Source organism: Pyxidicoccus sp. M6, assembly GCF_055568925.1.
In genome coordinates, this window is record NZ_CM145714.1 from 396,263 (window position 1) to 414,085 (window position 17,823).

13 protein-coding genes are annotated in these 17,823 nt (G+C 71.5%); 5 read left to right on the top strand and 8 right to left on the bottom strand.

Annotated elements, in window-relative coordinates; translation table 11 throughout:
• Nucleotides 1-56: 56 nt before the first annotated feature.
• The 3 genes from ACVTJA_RS01570 to ACVTJA_RS01580 form a co-directional block, all read right to left on the bottom strand.
• Complete coding sequence (locus tag ACVTJA_RS01570) at nt 57-1,166, bottom strand: hypothetical protein (RefSeq protein ID WP_465833164.1); 1,110 nt, start codon at nt 1,164-1,166, stop codon at nt 57-59.
• A 16-nt stretch (nt 1,167-1,182) separates the two neighbouring features.
• The gene (locus ACVTJA_RS01575) at nt 1,183-2,607 is read right to left on the bottom strand and encodes a vWA domain-containing protein (protein ID WP_465833166.1); all 1,425 of its coding nucleotides are present in this window, start codon (nt 2,605-2,607) and stop codon (nt 1,183-1,185) included.
• Between the two features lie 119 nt (nt 2,608-2,726).
• The gene (locus ACVTJA_RS01580) at nt 2,727-5,594 is read right to left on the bottom strand and encodes a PAS domain S-box protein (protein WP_465833168.1); all 2,868 of its coding nucleotides are present in this window, start codon (nt 5,592-5,594) and stop codon (nt 2,727-2,729) included.
• Between the two features lie 455 nt (nt 5,595-6,049).
• On the opposite strand from ACVTJA_RS01580, the gene ACVTJA_RS01585 reads away from it, so the two are divergent.
• Nucleotides 6,050-7,684: a sensor histidine kinase gene (locus tag ACVTJA_RS01585; RefSeq protein ID WP_465833170.1), complete on the top strand. Its 1,635-nt coding sequence runs from the start codon at nt 6,050-6,052 to the stop codon at nt 7,682-7,684.
• Nucleotides 7,685-7,688: 4 nt separating this feature from the next.
• Here ACVTJA_RS01585 and ACVTJA_RS01590 read toward each other — a convergent pair whose 3' ends face one another.
• Nucleotides 7,689-10,244 (bottom strand): sensor histidine kinase, encoded by a 2,556-nt coding sequence (locus tag ACVTJA_RS01590; RefSeq protein ID WP_465833172.1) that lies wholly within the window; start codon nt 10,242-10,244, stop codon nt 7,689-7,691.
• A 100-nt stretch (nt 10,245-10,344) separates the two neighbouring features.
• Nucleotides 10,345-10,860, bottom strand: coding sequence for a GreA/GreB family elongation factor (locus ACVTJA_RS01595; protein WP_465833173.1), 516 nt, complete (start codon nt 10,858-10,860; stop codon nt 10,345-10,347).
• Between the two features lie 86 nt (nt 10,861-10,946).
• Here ACVTJA_RS01595 and ACVTJA_RS01600 point away from each other — a divergent pair, with 86 nt between their 5' ends.
• Nucleotides 10,947-11,228, top strand: coding sequence for a rhodanese-like domain-containing protein (locus tag ACVTJA_RS01600; protein ID WP_465833175.1), 282 nt, complete (start codon nt 10,947-10,949; stop codon nt 11,226-11,228).
• Nucleotides 11,229-11,294: 66 nt separating this feature from the next.
• Nucleotides 11,295-12,197, top strand: coding sequence for a DMT family transporter (locus tag ACVTJA_RS01605; protein ID WP_465833177.1), 903 nt, complete (start codon nt 11,295-11,297; stop codon nt 12,195-12,197).
• Nucleotides 12,198-12,315: 118 nt separating this feature from the next.
• Here the strand turns inward: ACVTJA_RS01605 and ACVTJA_RS01610 are convergent, their stop codons facing one another.
• Nucleotides 12,316-13,254: an alpha/beta fold hydrolase gene (locus tag ACVTJA_RS01610; protein ID WP_465833179.1), complete on the bottom strand. Its 939-nt coding sequence runs from the start codon at nt 13,252-13,254 to the stop codon at nt 12,316-12,318.
• Nucleotides 13,255-13,770: 516 nt separating this feature from the next.
• Between ACVTJA_RS01610 and ACVTJA_RS01615 the strand changes: the two genes are divergently transcribed.
• Together ACVTJA_RS01615 and ACVTJA_RS01620 are read left to right on the top strand one after the other, a co-directional pair.
• Complete coding sequence (locus ACVTJA_RS01615; RefSeq protein ID WP_465833180.1) at nt 13,771-15,063, top strand: phytoene desaturase family protein; 1,293 nt, start codon at nt 13,771-13,773, stop codon at nt 15,061-15,063.
• Between the two features lie 3 nt (nt 15,064-15,066).
• A complete protein-coding gene (locus ACVTJA_RS01620) occupies nt 15,067-16,044 on the top strand; it encodes a sigma-70 family RNA polymerase sigma factor (RefSeq protein ID WP_465833181.1) in 978 nt (325 codons plus the stop codon).
• Between the two features lie 13 nt (nt 16,045-16,057).
• Here ACVTJA_RS01620 and ACVTJA_RS01625 read toward each other — a convergent pair whose 3' ends face one another.
• Nucleotides 16,058-16,636, bottom strand: a complete 579-nt coding sequence (locus ACVTJA_RS01625; RefSeq protein ID WP_465833182.1) for a class I SAM-dependent methyltransferase — start codon at nt 16,634-16,636, stop codon at nt 16,058-16,060.
• A gap of 203 nt (nt 16,637-16,839) precedes the next feature.
• Nucleotides 16,840-17,652, bottom strand: a complete 813-nt coding sequence (locus ACVTJA_RS01630; protein WP_465833184.1) for a prolipoprotein diacylglyceryl transferase — start codon at nt 17,650-17,652, stop codon at nt 16,840-16,842.
• Nucleotides 17,653-17,823: the final 171 nt, after the last annotated feature.

Sequence of the window (17,823 nt, forward strand, 5' to 3'; positions counted from 1 at the left end):
CGCTCGAGGTACGACGAGCGTGCTCTGAGGGAGCGTCCTCGAAGCAGCGGCTCCGCTCAGGGCGTGACGCGCGTGCCCTGAGGCGCGGGCACCGGCGTGGCGTCCTCCGCCGGAGGAGCGGCGGGGTCCTCACCCAGGCTCTTCAGCTTGCGCGCGAGCTGCGCCGCCTGAGCTCCCTTCGCGCCCATCTCGCTGCCCTGCACGCCGACGAAGGACACGCGGGCGCGCTCCAGCAGCGCCACCTGGGCATGGAGCTGGGCCAGCAGCCGCTCGCGACGGCGGGCCAGCGCGTCCAGGTGATTCAATTCCTCGCCCAGTGACGACGCGGCCAGCTCCAACTGGCGCCGGGCCACCGCGTCCTGCGTGCTGGCGGCGCGGTTGCGCAGCTCGCGCACCTGCGCGTCCACGTCGTTGGCCACCACCGAGCCGAGCTGCGCCTCCAGCCCCGCGTGCGCCTCCGCGAGCGAGAAGCTGTCCGACGCCATCTTCTCCAGCACGCCCAGCAGCTCCTGCCGCCCGGGGCTGGACGGCATGCCCACCACCACTTCCTTGCACTGCCGGTAGAGCGCCAGCGCGCGCGCCGCCAGCGTGCGGGCCTCGCCCTTCAGCGAGTCCTCCAGCAGCCGGCCCCGCGCTTCAATCGCATCCAGCTCCATCACCAGGTTGGCCGGCAGCGTGCTGATGCTCCAGAACAGGGCCACCGTGAGGAAGCCCACCAGCACCGGCCACAGCCCGGTGTGTCCGACGAAGCGCGCCTCCAGCACCTCCTTCACGTACAGCGCCAGCGGGACGAACAGGCCCGCCGCGGCGGCGCTCGTGGCCACGGAGAAGGGCTTGCCCGCTTCGCCCCGCCCGTTGCCCAGCCAGGCGACCAGCGCGGCGGAGATGGCGCCCGCCAGGCTCTGGGGCAGTGGATCATCCGCGCCGAGCAGGAACGGCAGCACGGGCAGCGTCGCGATGCCGATGCGCAGTCCAATCGCGTGGCGCGGCAGGGTCTTCGCCCCGGCGAGCGCGGCGGCCACCACCGCGAAGTAGCCCGCCTCCATGGGGAAGTGCAGCCGCTGGGCGGCGGCCCCGAGGATGCCCATGCAGGCGGCGCCTCCCAGCGCGCGGAGCGTGCGCGTCTCGAACTCCTCGCGGTGGAGGAACTGCACGGAGAGGGCCATCGGTGCACCGTCCTGGCTAGTACGCGTTGCTCTGCCCGAAGTTCTTCATCGTCTTCTTGTAGAGGTTCCGCGACTCACGGCGGACCTCCTCTTCATTGGACGCGTTCCCATAGGCTGCCTCTGTCTGGTCGAGCTCCGCAAGCTCCCCCGAGAGCGCCGACGCGGACGTGCCGAAAATCCTCCGGGCGCTGTCCAGCAGCCCACGCGCCGCCTGCCGGTTGCCGCGCTTCATCTCCTCCGCCGCGGCGAGCATGTGCTGGGTGCCCAACGCCCGTGTCGCATGGACGCGCACGTCCTTGTCCAGATTCGCCCGGACGAGCGCCGCATCCGTCGTGGCCGCCGCGGTGAGCACGAGCCCCGTCTCTGCCGAGGAGTCCTTCGCCACGTCCACGTAGCGTACGTACGCGTCCAGCACCTGGAGGGTGCCCGTCTGCCCCGCGGTGAGCGTCAGCTTCGCCACCACGCGCACGCTCTGGTCTCCGGCCAGGTCATACAGCGGCACCTTCACCACCTGTCCCTCGCGGGTGGCCGGCACGCCGAGGACCTCCACCGCCTGGACCTCGGAGGGCAGCCGCAGCTGCAGCTCCACGCGGCGGGCCACGGTGCTGGTGGCCTGGTCCAGCTCGCGGGAGAACACCTCGGCCAGCTTCGCCGAGTCGTCGATGAAGCCGGAGAAGCCGCCGCCCTGCTCGGCCATGCCGCGCATCAGCACCTCGTTGAAGTCGCCGCCCACGCCGAGCGCGCTCACGGTGATGCCCTCGTCGCGCATGGAGCGCGTCAGGGTGCTCAGCTCCTCCTGGCGCACCAGGCCGGTGGTGGGCTGGCCGTCGCTCAGGAGGATGGCGCGGCTGACGCGGAAGTCGCGCAGGTGCGGGCGCAGGGCGCGCGCCGCCTCGGTGAGGCCGCCGCTGATGTTGGTGGAGCCGTCGTCATGGAGGGTGTTGATGGTCCGCACCAGCTCCTCGCGCACCTCCGGTGTCACCAGCCGGCTGGGAATGGCCCTCACGTCCGTGCCGTAGTCGATGAAGGCGAGCCGGTCCTCGGGCGTGAGGCGGCTGACCAGCTCCAGCGCGGCGCGCTTCGCGTCCTCCAGCTTCTGCCCGGACATGGAGCCGGAGCGGTCGATGACGAGCGCGAGGTTGACGGGGACGCGGCGGCCGGACTCGGGCGGCCGGGCCTTCAGCTCCAGCCAGGCGAAGACTTCGCTGGTGCCCGCCTGTACGTACGCGCCGGACAGCTTGCCGGTGAGGGTGAGCACGCCGCCCGTGGGCGTGGAGGTGACGAGCGGCAGCGTCACCGTGGCCTCGGGCTCGTTCGGCTGCGCGACCGTGTGGCTGGTGTCCGTGACGGGCGGGGGCGGAGGAGCGGGCGGCATGCCCACCAGGAGCGCGCCGAGGGCGAGCAGTCCGGCGAAGGACAGCAGCAGCAGGGTGCGGTTCATTCAGGGCCTCGGGGTATGGGAGGGAAGCGAGCCGGGCCACGTTCGCCCGCTTGCCCCCTACCGCGCATCGGTCAGCGGGAGGAGGGTCCTCCGGATGACCGATGCCCCCTGGCGCTCGCTCAGACCCCGCCCGTCGCCGCGGCCGGCTGGCGCTGCCGCACCAGTTCCTCCACCACGTTGCGCACGCGGCCCTCGTCGAAGGGCTTCTCCAAGAGGAGGTTGGGGATGCTGGCGAGGAACTCGCGCGCGCCGGTGGTGAACGCGCCGCCCGAGACGAAGATGAAGCGGCACTCCAGCCCCGCGTGCTCGCGGCGCACCGCCTCGTACACGTCGCGGCCGGTGAGGTCCGGCATCATGACATCGCAGAGCACGGCGTCCGGCTCCGGCCCGTGCTCCAGCAGCTCCAGCGCCTGCCGCCCGCTGTTGGCCACCTCCACCTGGTGGTCTCGGAGGATGCGCTGCAGCACCCGGCCCACCGCCGGCTCGTCGTCCACCACCAGCACCCGGCCGCGCGGCGCGCCCCGGGGCGACTTCGGCTCCGACACCGCCGACACCACGCGCGGCTTCGGCTCCGTGGTGGGCAGCAGGACGCGGAAGGTGGTGCCCCGGCCCAGCTCGCTCTCCACGGTGATGTCGCCGCCCAGTCCGCTGACGATGCTGTGGCAGATGGACAGGCCCAGGCCCGTGCCCACGCCCACCGGCTTCGTGGTGAAGAACGGGTCGAAGATGCGGTCGATGACCTCGCGCGGAATGCCCACGCCGGTGTCCTGCACCTCCACCACCACGCGCCCGTGCCCGTCGCGCCGCGTGACGAGCCGGATTTCATGCCGGTGCGCCGCGCCCTCGGGAATCGCCTGCGCCGCGTTGACGACGAGGTTGAGGAACACCTGGCTCAGCTTCCCCTCGTTCGCCATGACGGGAGGAATGTCGCCGTAGTCCCGCCGGAGCTGCGCGCGGTGGCGGATTTCGTTCGCCGCCATCATCGCCACCGAGTCCAGCACCGAGTGCATGTCCAGCGGCGACACGCGCTCCTCGTCCGGACGGGAGAACGTCTTGAGCTGGCGCACAATCTGCCGCACGCGCTCCGCGCCCTCGCACGCCTCGTGGAGCACCTCGTGCCACTCGGCCAAATCGGGCTCGCCCTTCATCCGCGCCTGGAGCGCCGACGCGCCGTCGCCCGGGGGCAGGTGGTGGCGGAACTCCTCCGCGAGGAAGCCCAGGTTGGAGAGCACGAAGGCCAGCGGGTTGTTGATTTCGTGGGCGATGCCCGCCGCGAGCGTGCCCACCGACGCCAGCCGGTCCGCCAGCGTCAGCCGCGCCTGCAACTGCCGCTGCTCCGTCACGTCGCGGGCGATGGACACCACCGCCGGCTGCCCGTCGAAGCGCAGCGGCAGCGACACCACCTCCGCCACGCGCGTGCGCCCGTCGCGCCGCACCAGCCGCCGCTCGCCGGTGAGCGCTCCGGCCCGCACCGCCTCCGGCCCGCGCATGTCCTTCACGAACTCGCCGAAGCGCCGCCCCGTGAGCTGGTCCGCGCGCTCGAAGCCCAGCGTGGAGACGAGCGCCGCGTTCGCGTAGACGATGTGCCCGTCGCGCTCGATGGCCGCCGCGTCCGGCACGCCCTCCAGCAGCGCGCGGAAGCTGGCCTCGGACAGCTTGAGGGCCTCTTCCGCCTGGCGCCGCTCGGTGATGTCGCGCGCGAGGCCCTCCACCGCCACCACGCGGCCCGAGGCGTCCGTCACCGGCGCCACCACGTGCTCCAGCCACAGCGTGCGCCCGTCCGGGTGGAGGAAGCGCACCACCACCGGCGCGCCCTGGAAGGGCTGCGGTGCCTCCAGGAGTTGCTCCAGCAGGGCCCGGTCCTCCGGGTGCACGCGCTGGTACCAGAGGTCCGGCTCGCCGTAGTGCGCCACCGGGCCGTAGCCCAGCTTCGAATGCGCCACGCGGCTCACGTAGGCGAAGCCGCGCGGGGGCTCGCGCCGGTAGAGGTACAGCACGTCGGACGCGTTCTCCGCGAGCTGCCGGAAGCGTCGCTCGCGCTCACGCAGGGCGCGCTCGGACTCACGGCGCTCCAGCGTCACGGAGATGGCGCCCGCCGCCGCGGACAAGAGGTCCACCTCCAGCCGGTCCCACGCGCGTGCCTCGGCGACGTTGTCGAAGCCGATGAAGCCCGCGAGCACGCCCTGCACGCGCATGGGCAGCACGAGGATGGAGAGGATGCCCTGCGGGTCCAGCAGCGCTCGCTCGGCCTCGGGGAAGGTGGACACCAGCCCCTCGATGACGTCCCCGCGCGACAGCGTCTCCGCCCAGCGCGTGAGGATGGGGTCCATGGGCAGGTTCTGGAGGTCCGGGTTGTCGATTTCCGGCTTCACCCCCGGCGCGCACCACTCCGCGCGCTGGCTGCACAGCAGCGTCCCATCGTCCCCGCGGTGCGTCTCGAAGACGTACACGCGGCTGGCGCCCGAGGCCTGGCCCAGCGGCGCGAGCACGGGCCCGTACAGGTCGCCGCCCTCGGGCGTGGAGAGCAGACGCTGCTGCATGTCCACCAGCGCGCTGAGGTAGCGCTCGCGGCGGGCGAGCGCGCTGTGTGCGGCCTTGCGCTCGGTGATGTCGTTGAGCGTGCCGGACGCGCCGAGGACGGTGCCGTCCTCGTCGAACATCAGCCGGGCGAAGACCTCCACCCAGACGATGCCCCCCGAGCGGGTGAGGTAGCGCACCTCCTTGCGGGTGAAGTCCACCTTCTGCTCGACCAGGGGGATGAACATCTCCTGCGCGCGCGCCCGGTCCTCCGGATGGAGGAACTCCAGGAAGGGCTTCCCAAGCACCTCGTCCACCGTGAAGCCGGTCAGCTCCGTCCACGCGGGGTTGAGGGACGTCCAGGCGCCGTGCGTGTCCGTCTGGAAGACGACCTCCTTGAGGTTGTCGATGACCAGTCGGTAGCGGCGCTCGCTGGAGGTCCAGTCTGGCCGGGAGTGCGGCGTCTGCATGATGAGACTCGAGGAAGAGAACGCCCGCCCGGGCGGGGGGCGTCCGGGCGTTTCACAATTTCATAACCATTCTGGATTTTCTGCCCGGGCAAGCAAGAGGGCCAGGATGACCCTGGGATTTCGGCGGCGTTGGTTCTGCTGTTGTGCGAGACACGGGGGAACCGCCCCGGCTTCCTTCGGGCTGGTCGGGGGTGTCACCATGACTGTGTGCCGGGAAGTCCCTCATGTCTTCTGGAAGCGCTTGGCTTTCGATGCTCCAACAGGACTCCGAGGCGGGAGCTGAGGCCACTCTGAACGAAGAGGTATTTCGGCTGCTCGTCGAGCAGACGGGAGACGCCCTCGTCCTGGTGGACGCGAAGGGGAAGGTACTCGCCTTCAATAGTGAGGCATGCCGGCAGTATCGGATCCCCCATCCTGAGCGTGTCGAGCACGGCTGGCTCCCCGGGTGTGTCTGGGTGCGTGCGGAGGATACGTCGCGGCCGCTGGACGCGTCTCCGCTCTCGCGCGCGCTGGCGGGCGAGCGGGTGAAGGAGGGGCGCTGGGGCCTGCGCCGGCCGGACGGCACGGTGGTGCTGCTGCGGGGCTCGGTGATGCCGCTGGGCGTCAGGGACGGAGTGGCGGCCGGGGCGCTCATGCGCACGCGCGAGGAAGCGCGGCTGGGCATGGACGCGGCGAGCGCCGCGCGGCTGTTGGCGGAGGCCGGCTCGTTGCTCGGAGCCGCGCTGGACGCCGAGGGGCGGGTGGAGCCGCTGCTGCGCCTGCTCGTTCCCGCGCTGGCGGATGCGGGGGTGCTCCTGCTCGGCCCGCCCGCGGAGGCCCTGCGTCCGGTGGCGGCGGTGCACGCGGAGCCGGACCGGCACGTGCTGCTGCTGGAGTTGCTGCGGCAGCACTCGGCCGAGTCGTTGGTGCCGGGCAGCCTGCTGGTGATGCTCGACACGGGCCAGACGGAGCGGCGGCGGTTGCTGGAGCCGAGCGGCTCGGGGGCGGATGGCGAGCCGCGGGCCGCCTCCGGCAATGGAGACCTGGAGGCGGGTTCGCGAGTCACTGCCGCGAATCGAGTGCGGGAGGCGGGGCCGAATGTCGTTGTCGCGAGTGGGGCGGCGCAGACGCAGCCGCGCATCATCTCCGCGGAGGCGGACCAGGATGCGGCGCTGCTGCGGCGGGCGCTGGAGCTGCACTGCTACCTCGGCGTGCCGCTCGTCGCGCGCGGGCGCGTCATCGGCGCGCTGATGCTCTTCCGCGGGCACGAGGCGCGCGACTTCACCGAGGAAGAGGAACGGCTCGCGGAGGAGCTGGCCCGCCGCACGGCGCTCTCCGTGGACAGCGCGCGCCTGCTGCGTGAGGCCCGCGAGGCGGTGCGCCTGCGCGACGAGTTCCTCGGCATCGCCAGCCACGAGCTGAAGACGCCGCTGACGCCGCTGCACCTCAAGGTGCAGTTGCTGCACAAGCAGGTGGAGCTGCTCGCGGCCCGGGGGCAGCCGATATCCGCCGAGCGCGTCTCGGAGACGCTGGAGGTGGTGCAGCGCCAGGTGCGCCGGCTGACCAGCCTCGTGGACAACCTGCTGGACGTGTCGCGAATCACCGCGGGCCGGCTGAAGCTGGAGCTGGAGGAGATGGACCTGGCGAGCGTGGCGGCGGAAATCATGTACCGCTTCGCCCCATCCGCCGCGCAGCTCAACTGCTCGCTGGAGCTGCACGCGCCCATGGCGGTGGTGGGGCGGTGGGACCGGCTGCGGCTGGAGCAGGTGGTGACGAACCTGCTGTCCAACGCGCTGAAGTACGGCTCCGGCCAGCCGGTGTACGTGCGCGTGGAGGCGGAAGGCCGGCTCGCGCGGCTCAGCGTGAAGGACGGAGGCATCGGCATCTCCGCCGAGGATTTGCCGCGCATCTTCGAGCGCTTCGAGCGCGCGGTGAGCGACAGGCACTACGGCGGCCTGGGCCTGGGGCTCTACATCACCCGGCAGATTGTCGAGGCCTTCGGCGGCAAGGTGACGGCCACCAGCGAGCCAGGCAAGGGCTCCACCTTCGTGCTGGAGCTTCCGCGCGGAGACATCCCCGAGGAGTGGCTGTCCATCCCGGGCGCTTCGTAGCGCCTCACGCCGCGTGCACGGACGACGGCTCCGCCGGAGCCTCCGTGTCGGGCCCGCACGTCGGCTCGGGACTGCGGACGTAGCGAGGCAGCCGCACGTAGAAGCTGCTGCCGCGCTGCGTGCCCTCGCTCTCCGCCCAGATGGTGCCGCCGTGCCGCTCCACGATTTCGCGGCAGATGAAGAGCCCCAGCCCCAGCCCGCCGAAGTGGCGCGCCTGTGCATTGGACGCGCGAGCGAACGGCCGGAACAGTCCAGGCAGGCTCTCCGGAGGAATGCCGATGCCCTCGTCCTTCACGTGCACCAGGATGTGCTGGGCCTCCTCCTGCAGCGACATGCGCACCGTGCCGCCCTGCGGCGAGTAGCGCACGGCATTGCTCACCAGGTTGGTGAGCACCTGGTCCAGCCGGGGCGCGTCCCAATCCCCCTCCACGCTGTGTTCGGGCGTGTGCAGCTCGAAGGCGAGGCCGCTCTCCGCGCGCACCTCGAAGCGCTCCAGCACCTCTTGCAGCAGCGGCACCAGGTCCACGCGCTGCCGCTCCAATTCGAAGCGGCCGCCCTGGATGCGCGCGGTGTCGAGCAAATCATCCACCAGCCGCGCCAGCCGCTCCGTCTGCCGAGCCATGGAGCGCAGCGCCTTGAGCAGCCGCTCTCGCTCGGGGAATTCGCCATTCTTCTCCAGCCACTGGAGCGTGAGCGCGGCAAAGCCCTTGAGCGGCGTGAGCGGCGTGCGCAGCTCGTGGCTGGCCACGCTGATGAACTCCTCGCGCGCGCGCACCGCGTCCTTCAGCTCCGCCTGCGCGGCGCCGGTGTGGGCCGCCATCTCGTTGAAGCTTCGGGCCAGCTCGCCCAGCTCGTCGTCCTCCTCCACCTCCACGCGCCGCTCCAAGTCCCCCGCGGCCAGCGCGGCGGTGGCCTCGCGCAAATCACCGAGACGGCGGATGACGTCGCGAGCCACGAGCTGCGACAGGCCCAGCGCCAGCAGCACGCCCAGCAGCACCAGCCCCACCACCGCGGCGCTCATGCGCGTAATCGCCGCGTAGGCCACCACCAGCTCCTGCGTCACCAGCACGCTCCAGTCGGTGTCCTCCACCGGAGCCTCGGCGGCGAGGATGCGGCGGTCCGCCACGTCGAACTCCTCCATGACGCCGCTGCCGGGGCGCAGCAGTTCCTCGTGAATCGCGTCCGGCAGGCGCGCCTCGCCCAGCAGTGGCGCGCCAGGCGCCGTGTCGCGCAGCACCTTGAGCCCGCGCCTGTCCAGCACCTGCACGCGGAAGCGCCGGGACGCGGGCGTGGTGGCATCACTCAGCCGCTCCAGCGACAGCAGACCCACGAGCATGCCGCGCAGCTCGCCGTCGTGCTCGAAGGGGCGAGTGACCGCCACGAGCGGCCGGTCCGGGGGACGGATGAAGGCCTGGGACACCTCGGCGCCGCCGTGCGCGAGCGCATCGGAGACGAAGGTGCTCGCGGGCACGTGCCAGTCCTCCACGCCCGGAGACGTGGCCAGCACGTGGCCGGAGGCATCCACCGCGAGCGCCGCGTCGAACGCGCGCGCCTGTGCGGCGAGGTTGTGCAGGTACGGCTCCATCGCGGCGCGCTCGCCGGTGACGAAGGCGGCGCGGAAGCCGGGCGATTCCAGCATCAGGTCCAATGACTCACGCGCGTCATCGAGGTAGCGGCGCAGGAAGTCCGCCTCGCCCGCCGCCGCGCGCTGCGTGTCGTCGCGCACCTGCTGTTCAATCGCGCGCTGCGCGAGGAACGCCGCGAGCCCGCCGAGCGCCAGCAGCGGCACCAGCCCCGCGAAGGCCAGCCCGCGCAGCAACTTCCAGCCCACGGTGCGCGGAGCTCGCGGACGCCACTCCAGTGCCTGCGCCACGCACGCCAGCGTGAGCACCGCGTACACGCTGGCCCCGAGCAGCGACGCGCCCCGGCCCAGCGCGTACGCGAGCAGCGCGAAGGGCACGGCCAGCACCCCCATGAGGAGGTTGGGCAGCCGCGCATGCACCCGACCCGAGGGGAGCAGCAGTCCCAGCCCCGCGAGCGTGAAGAGCACGCCCACCAGCGGCCGCAGCGGCGCGAGGTGCGCGTACACGGACAGCGGGAAGCGCTCGGGCGCGGCGAGCATGGCGATGCCGAAGGCGGTGCCGGTGAGGGACACGAAGGCGCGCAGCACGGGCCGCCGTCGCATGGCGGGCGACGCCTCCAGCACCATGCCGCCGAAGAGGAGCGGGTAGAGGACGATGCCGGTGAAGCTGCCCGGCAGGACATTCAGCACCCACCAGTACAGCGCCATCGCCGAGCCCAGCACGAGGCGCGCCCCCCGGTCGAACCAGCGGGGCGCGTTCGGGTACAGCAGCGCGCCCATGAGGGAGATGCTTCCGGTCAGGTAGGTGAGCCCGAGCACGCGCACGTACGGGTACAGCGGCCGGAAGGAGGCCACCCGGAACTCGTACGGCACATACGACATCAGCACGCCGAACATCAGACCCACCAGGGCGGCGGGCCACGTCAATGGCAGGGGCGGGGCCGGCGCCTCGGCTTGCGGAGAGTGGGAAGAAGACATCTTCCCGGATTCACGCTTGAGCCGGACAGTCGGTTCTACTGCCCCGGGGGCTTACGTCCGGGGCAGGACATCCGGTGCGCCCGGAGAGGTACACCCGGACTCACGCCACTTCGAGCACCGTCCATTCCCGTACCTCGCCCGCCAACATCACCTCCACCACTTCACCGGCCTTGCGGCCCATGAGCGCGCGGCCCACGGGCGACGCGGGGGTGATGACGGAGAGGAAGCCGTCGCCGCCGGGGCCCGTCAACTCGGTGCCCGCGCCCACGGGGAGCACGAAGAAGGTGCGCTCGTCGAAGCCCTCTTCGTCCTCGGTGCTCATGTCGACGATGGCGCCCAGGCCCACGGGCCCCTGGCGAGGGAAGCGCGGCAGCTCGCCCTGACCGAAGGTGGAGAGCGCCTTCAATTCCTCCTGCACGCGGCGCGCGCGATGGGCCTGGCCGGTGGCGAGGCTTCCGAACTCAATCGCCGCGCGCCCGTCCTCCCTCTTCTCCGACTCCGTGGCCAGGCTGCGGGCCGCCTCGCGGGCCTCGGCCTCGGCCCGGTGGGCGAGGCGGTCGGACTGCTGGAGCCGCTCGGCGAGCTGGGTCAGGAGTGCATGCTTGTCGAGTCGCATGGGTGATACATAACTGTAGCGCCGGCCGGAGCCGCCTCCAGTTTTCGGCCGAGGCCACCGGGCGCGAGCGGCCGTAGAATGAGGCCATGACTCCCCAGGAACTCTCCCAGAAGGCCCGGCAGCTCGTCTCGGAAGGTGCGGTGCTGCTGGACGTGCGTACCCCGCAGGAATTCCAGCAGGGACACCCCGAGCCCGCGCGCAACATCCCCGTGCAGGAGCTGGCCCAGCGCCTCTCCGAGGTGGGCCCGCCCGGTACGCGCGTGGTGGTGTACTGCGCCGCGGGAGGCCGCAGCGCCCAGGCGGTACAGTTGCTGCGCGCCGGTGGCTACACAGACGTCTTCGACCTCAAGTCGGTGAACTACTGGTAGAGGCGGCGGCACGCGGAGTCGCGTGACACGGGCGCCCGCTTGGAGCAGGGTGCGCCCGCTCCCGCCATGAACCGCACCGCTGGCTTCTTCATCGTGGCCCTGTCCGGGGCGTGCTTCGGCGCGCTCGGCCTCTTCGGGCGCCTCGCGTACGCGTCGGGCGCGGACGTGGCGTCGCTGCTCTTCCTGCGCTTCTCCATCGCCGGCACTGTGCTGGCTTGCGTCATGGTGGTGCGCCGTCAGCCCCTCCCCGGCCTCAAGGTGGTGCTGGCCCTGATGCTGCTCGGCGCGGTGGGCTACGTCAGCGAGGCCGGCGCCTACTTCGCCGCCCTCCAGCACGCGCCCGCGGGCCTGGTGGCGCTGCTGCTCTACTCCTTCCCCGCGCTGGTGGCGCTGCTCCAGCGAGTCGTCTTCGGTGAGCGCCTGGGCCGCGTGAAGTGGCTCGCCGTGGCCCTGGCCCTGGGCGGCACCGCGCTGACTGCGGACCTCGAGCAGGGCGGAGCGAAGCCGCTGGGCGTCATGCTGGGCCTGCTGTCCGCGTTGCTGTACGCGGGTTACGTCGTCATCAGCGCCCGGGTGGCGGGGCGCGCTGGCCCCCTGGCCTCCAGCACCGTGATTCTCGGCTCCGCCGGGGCCACGCTGGGGCTCGTGGTGCTCATCCAGGGCCCGGCCTATCCCACCACCGCCACGGGCTGGGTCGCCGTGGTGGCGCTGGCCCTCGTGTCCACCGTGGCCGCGGTGCTGCTGTTCTTCGTGGGCATGGCCCGCATCGGCCCGGTGAACACGTCCCTCGTGTCCACCATGGAGCCGCTGACGGCCGTGGTGCTGGGCGCGCTCTTTCTCGATGAGCGCCTCAGCGCCCGGCAGGTGGTGGGCGGCCTGCTCATCCTCACCGCCGCGGTGATGCTCGCGCGAGGCGATGCGCCGGAGCCCTCGCGAGAAGCGCCCGGCGGTACGCCACCGCCGGCATAGTCCCTGGGTGCCCGCTCCGGCGAGGACCCACGTCAACGCCGCGCCGCGAGCCCGGCTCCACGGGACACGGGCCCGGAGCACACGGTGAGCCACCGTGCCCCGGGCCCGCGAGCCCTCGTTACTTCGTCACCGAATTCAGGAAGCGCTGCACCTCGTGCACGAACGCGTACGGCAGTTCCGCGTGCGGCGCGTGGCCGGTGTTCGGGTAGAGGACGAAGGTGGCGTTGGGCAGCGCGTCCACCAGCGCCTGCTGCTGCTCGACGGGGAAGAAGCCGTCCTGGTCGCCGCCCACCACGAGCACGGGCACGTCAATCTCACCCAGGCGCGCCGAGTGGTCCTCCGCGATGAGCCCGTCCAGCGTGGCCTGCCACACGCTGGCGGGGAGCTTGAGGCTCTCCGACACCAGCGTGTCGATGTACCGCTGCGGCACGGGGCGGACGAAGGTGCTCGTCTGGAACTCGCGGACGAAGTCCGGGTCCACCGTGCCCACCTGCGTGTCGACGATGGACTTGAGGAAGAGGGCCACCTCGTTGCCCGCGACGGTGGGCGCCGAGCCGACCAGCACCAGCGCGCTCACCCGGTCCGGGGAGTCCAGCGCCACCTGCTGCGCGATGAAGCTGCCCATGGAGTGGCCGACGAGGATGGCCTTCTCCTCGCCGATGGCATCCAGGAAGGCCGCTACGTCCGCGGCGAAGTCCTGCTGGGTGTAACAGCAGGCCGGGCGCGACGAGTCACCGTGGCCGCGCTGGTCCAGCGCGTAGATGTGGAAGTTGCGCAGGAAGATGGGAAGGTCCAGGTCCCAGGTGTGGTGCGAGTCCGTGTAGCCGTGGAGGAACACGACCACGGGGCCGTACTTCGAGCCCTGCTCCACGTAACGCAGCGTGACACCGGTGCTCAGGGTGACGGAGCGCTCACGGAGGTCGGCGGACTGTTCCTGCGTCTCCTGGGACTGGACCTCCTGCGCCTGGGTGGTCGGAGTGGGCTCGCCGGACTCAGGGGCGGGACCACATGCGGCGAAGAGAGGAAGTGCGAGCAGGGCGACGAGGAGCTTTCTCATGCGGGGTGCCTCTGACATTCCCGGCGGGAGATTCCGCCGGCGTGAGCAGCATCATACGCCTACCTCTGACATTGTCTGACGCAAAGCAACTCTCCGGGTTGTCAGGAATTCGCAAAGTCAATGTCAGACAGGAACGCCTCGCGTGAGGCGTGATTGACCCGCGCTGTCGGTGGAAGGTTCTCGCCGGAGTGATGCGATGTGACACGCGTGTCTCGGCACGCAGGGCGAGCGCGACCGCGGTGCCCGAATCGCGTGGAATGAACGCTCCTTCCACCTCGGCCGGCAGGGGCGGGCCGGGCACCCGGGCCCCGGAATGAGCGTTCATTCCACCCCGGCCGGCAGGGGGATGCCGGGCACCCGGGCCCCGGAATGAGCGTTCCTTCCACCCCGGCCGGCAGGCCGCCCGGACCCTCGGTTCACCGGGGGCATTGGCGGAGCGCTGTAACCTTTCGCATGTCTCCGTCGTGGAGCCGTCGGAAGCCCGGGATTTTCCGGGTGCACAGACGGAGGACGGACATGCGGGCAACCCAAGTGGCGGTGGTGGGCGGTGGGCTGGGCGGACTCACGGCGGCGGCGCTGCTGGCGCGCGGCGGCTGCGAGGTGACGCTGTACGAGCGCTCGAAGCACCTGGGCGGCCGGGCGCAGACCTCGGAGGTGGACGGCTTCCGCTTCAACCTGGGCCCGCACGCGCTGTACCGGGGTGGCGCGGGCATGCGGGTGCTCACGAGCCTGGGCGTGAAGCCGAAGGGCGGCGTCCCGGGCGCGGGCGCCTACGCTCTGCGAGCGGGCCGGCTGCACACGCTGCCGAGCGGGCCCGTATCGCTGATGACCACCGACGTGCTCACGCTCGCCGGGAAGCTGGAGTTGGCGCGGCTGCTCGCGGGACTTCCCCGTATCGATACGGACCCCCTGGCACGCATCTCGATGCGCGAGTGGCTGAACACGCGCCTGGCTCGAGATGACGCCCGTGCGCTCGTCGGCGCGCTGACGCGGGTGTCGACGTACTGCGCGGACCTCGACGCGCTGAGCGCGGAGGTGGCGGTGTCGCAGCTTCAGATGGCCCTCGCGGCGAATGTGCTCTACGTGGACGGCGGCTGGAGCACGCTGGTGGACGCGCTGGAGGCCCGTGCCAGGGACGCGGGCGCGAAGCTGGAGCTCTCCGCGCGAGTGGAGTCCGTGGTCCTCCAGTCGGCCCGCGTGCAGGGGCTCCGGCTCTCGGATGGCACGGTGCACGAGGTGGACGCGGTGGTTCTCGCCGGAAGCCCGGGTGACGTCGCGTCACTCGTCCCCGGGGACGCGGTGCTCGCGAAGGAGGTCGCGGAGGCAGTGCCGGTGAAGGCCGCGACGCTGGAGCTGGGCCTGTCCTCCCTGCCACGCCCGGAGGCGCTGTTCGCGCTCGGGGTGGACGGTCCGTGGTACGCGTCGGTGCACTCGGCGTCGGCGCGGCTGGCGCCGGAGGGAGGCGCGATGGTGCACGTGATGAAGTACCTGACCGGCGCGGACGCCGACACGCGCGAGTCCGAGCTCGAGGGCGTGATGGACGTCCTCCAGCCTGGCTGGCGCGAGCACCTGGTGGCGAAGCGCTTCCGCCCGTCGCTGACGGTGACCCACCTGCTCCCGAGCGCGAAGGCCGGAGGCTTGTCATCTCGTCCCACGGCCCGGGTGCCGCACGTGAGCGGCCTCTTCCGAGTGGGAGATTGGGTGGGCGCGGAGGGCATGCTCGCGGACGCCGCCTTCGCCAGCGCCGAGTCCGTGGCACGAGCCCTCGTCACGCAGCACGAGGAGCCGCGGCGCGCGGTGGGAGTCTGAGACATGGAAGGTCGGAGACACGACGCGGTGGCGGAGGCGGCGCGCGAGCACGAGCGCTTCCTCTGGGGGCTCTGCTACCGCATGACGGGAGTGGCGGCGGACGCGGACGACATCGTGCAGGAGACGTACGCGAGAGCCCTGGCCTCACCGCCCGCGCAGCAGGAATCCCTGCGCCCCTGGCTGACGCGCGTGGCGGTGAACCTCGCGAGGGACCACCTGCGCCGCCGCCGTCGCGAGGGCTACGTGGGCCCGTGGCTTCCCGCTCCGCTCGAAACGGGAGACGCCACGGCCGCGCAGGAGCCCGACGTGCCTCCCGGAGTGGAGGCAAGGCTCCCGGGAGGAGGCTCCACGGAGGGACGCTACGAACTGCTGGAGAGCGTCTCCTACGCCTTCCTCCTCGCACTCGAAGTCCTCGCGCCGAAGCAGCGCGCCGTGTTGCTGCTACGCGACGTCTTCGACTACTCGGTCCGAGAGGTGGCCGAGGCGCTCAACATGAGCGAGGTCAACGTGAAGGTGGTGCACCACCGCGCCCGCGCCGCGATGGAGGCGTATGACCGCGCCCGCTGTGTCCCCACGCGCGAGCTGCAGGAGCGCACGCGGGCCGCGCTGGAGAACTTCATGGGCGCGCTGCTTTCGGGAGACGTGGCGGCCGCGGAGGCGATGCTGTCCTCCGACGTGCGCGCGCTGACGGACGGCAACGGCCAGGTGCGGGCGGCCCAGGTGCCGGTGGTGGGCACGAAGCGGGTGCTCACCTTCCTGCGGCGGCTCATGGAGCTGCGAGGTCCGCCGCTCGCCTACGAATTCCAGATGCTCAACGGCCTGCCGGCCCTCGTCACCCTGTTCGCCGAGGCAAAGGACCCGAAGTACCCCCCGCGCGCGGTGGTCCGGGTGGAGCTGGACGCGGACGGGCGAATCGCCCAAATCCACTCGGTGCTCACGGACCACAAGCTCGCGGGCCTGCGCATGCCGTCACCCACCTGAGAAACCCCCGCGCTCAGCCCCGGGGCTTGCGAGCATTGATGACCTCGACCACGCCCCGGAACCGCTGGATGCGGCGGACCACGTCGAATCCGGCCTGCCGCACGAGCTGGTACGTGTCCCGGTTGAGCCGGCATCCTCCGGTCATCACCCGCCACGCGGGGGTGAGCAGGTCCTGCGCGGTGGCCAGCCCGGACGATGGCGCGCGCACGTGCTCCAGCATGCGCAGCTCTCCGCCAGGACGCAGCACGCGGAACACCTCCACCAGCCCGCGCGCGGGGTCATCCACGCTGCAGAAGACGAGGCTGGCCACCACCACGTCGAAGGACGCATCGGTGAAGGGCAGGTCCTCCACGCTGGCGTGGACGAGCTCGGCACCGGGGCGCCGCTCGCGGGCCCGCTCGAGCGCCTCGGCGTCCACGTCGATGGCGGTGACGGACGTCACGGTATCGGGGTAGCCCGGCAGCGCGAGCCCGGTGCCGGTGCCCACCTCCAGCACGCGGCCCGCCAGCCCGTGCACCAGCTTCCGCCGGGCGGCCGTCAGTCCCAGCCACCCCAGTGGAGCCATCACCACGTCATACGTGAGCGGCTTCATGCGACCACCTCCGTGTTCCCATTTCGCGCCCGCCGCGGCGGGCCGGAAACGACTCGGCCCGGAAGCCTGGGCGGATTCGCCAGGGCCACCGGGCCGATATTGCCTGCCACGAAGAGCCGGGAGCGAAGCCACCCTCCCGGAAGCAGCGGCGCCTGACTCGAGGCGCGGTCGGGAGCGGAGTCACCCTCCCGGCAGCAGCGTGGCTACCGCGCCGCCCCCACCGTCTTCCCCGTCCCCGACGAGGAGGCCGGAGGCACCGCGGAAGCCCCGGGAGCGCGCTTGCGCAAGAGGCCCCACAGGCCATACGCCACCAGCGCGATGCAGCCGTACTGCGCGGGCGTCAGCCCGAAGTACCGCGCGTCCACGTACGACAGGTCCACGGCCCGCAGCGTGTCGAAGTAGAACCGGCACGCCGAGTACAGGATGGCGAGCAGCGGCAACAGCCGCCCCTTCAGCTTCTCCGAGTCGCGCACCGCGTACAGGATGCCGCTGATGACGAAGAGGGCAATCGCGTCGTACAGGCCGAGGTCGTGCCGCGGCCCGTCCTTGAACGCCACCGCGAGGAAGAAGTCCGTGTGCACGCCCGGGTGGTCATGCACCGCGAAGCACCCCAGCCGCGCCACCGCCCAGCCCGGCGCCACGCCCAGCGCGAAGGCATCCGCGTAGTCGTTGAAGCGCAGCTTGCGCACCTTGAAGAAAATCACCGCCGCCAGGATGCCGCCCAGCAGGCCGCCGAAGGACGACAGCCCGTCCCACACCTTCACAAGCTGGAACGGGCTCTTGGACAGCTCCTCCGGGTGGTAGAAGAGCAGGTGCACCAGGTGGCCGCCGATGACGCCGCCGATGACGCCCCACATCGCGTAGTCGGCCAGCGGGTTCGGGTCCAGCTTCATGCGCTCGGCGTTGCGGACGAGCAGGCGAGCGGCCAGCAGGATGCCCAGCGCCACGAAGATGCCGAAGGGCTCGATGGTAACGGGCCCCAGGTGAATCGAGGGGGCATGCCAGTAGGGAATCAAGTCTGAAGCTCCAGGACGGGCGAACGTCCCTCCCTTTATCCGGGCGGGGGGGACGGAGGCGAACAATTGTAGGGACGCGGACTTTCCCGACGAAGCCGCGCCCAGATGACTCAACGGGTCCGCTGGACGACACAGTCCCTGTGTGCCCCATGGCACTCTCCTCGTACCCCG